The sequence below is a fragment of the Pseudooceanicola lipolyticus genome, from assembly GCF_002786325.1.
Classification (GTDB): Bacteria; Pseudomonadota; Alphaproteobacteria; order Rhodobacterales; family Rhodobacteraceae; genus Pseudooceanicola_C; species Pseudooceanicola_C lipolyticus.
Genome location: NZ_PGTB01000376.1, coordinates 1 through 1048, shown reverse-complemented (window position 1 = coordinate 1048; position 1048 = coordinate 1). Strand labels below are relative to the sequence as shown.

The window sequence follows — 1048 nt, the reverse complement described above, 5'->3', positions numbered from 1 at the left end:
GCCCCTGGCCTGCTGGGCCGGACGCCGCCGCCCGAGCAGATGTTCGTGCTGACCCGCGCGGTGCTGGGCATCGCCCGCGCCCTGGCCGAAGACGGCGACGGCGCCGGGATCCCGCCGGACCGCCTGGAAAACGAGGTGCTGCGCCTGATCCGTGCCTATCTGGACAGCGCCTGACGCCGCCCCCGGCCCGGCCGGGGATTAACCGATTGCAGCCCCGGACCGGGCCGCTACAGTCTGCGCGCAATCGGCAGGAACAGGGGCAGACATGACACAGACCAGGATCGCCGTGATCGGCGGGTCGGGCATTTACGACATCGACGGGCTGGAAGAGGCCCAATGGACCGAGGTGGAGACCCCCTGGGGCAAACCGTCGGACGCGATCCTGACCGGAACGCTGGACGGTGTCGCTATGGCCTTCCTGCCCCGCCACGGCCGCGGCCATGTGCATTCGCCCTCCTCCGTCCCCTACCGCGCCAATATCGACGCGCTGAAACGGCTGGGGGTGACCGACGTGATCTCGGTCTCGGCCACCGGCTCGTTCCGGGAAGAGATGGCGCCGGGCGATTTCGTCATCGTCGACCAGTTCATCGACCGCACCTTCGCGCGCGAGAAATCCTTTTTCGGCGCCGGCTGCGTCGCCCATGTCTCGGTCGCGCACCCGACCTGCCCACGCCTGTCCGCCGCCTGCCTGCGCGCGGCGCAGGATGCCGGCATCACCGTGCATGACGGCGGCACCTATCTGGCGATGGAAGGGCCGCAATTCTCCACCCTGGCGGAATCGAAGATGTACCGCGAAAGCTGGGGCTGCGACGTGATCGGCATGACCAACATGCCCGAGGCCAAGCTCGCCCGCGAGGCCGAGCTCTGTTACGCCTCAGTCGCCATGGTCACCGACTACGACAGCTGGCATCCCGACCATGGCGAGGTCGACATCACCGAAATCGTCGCCACCCTGAAGGGCAATGCCGACAAGGGCCGCGCCCTGGTCGGCCGCCTGCCCGCCCTGCTGGGGGCCGAGCGCGCGCCCTGCCCGCATGGCTGCGACCGC

At 69.4% G+C, this 1048-nt stretch carries 1 protein-coding gene; it reads left to right on the top strand.

The annotated features are described in order from the left end of the window. Positions 1–265 precede the first annotated feature (265 nt). A partial coding sequence (locus CVM52_RS26045) for an S-methyl-5'-thioadenosine phosphorylase (RefSeq protein WP_100165084.1) occupies positions 266–1048 on the top strand: 783 nt, incomplete at its 3' end.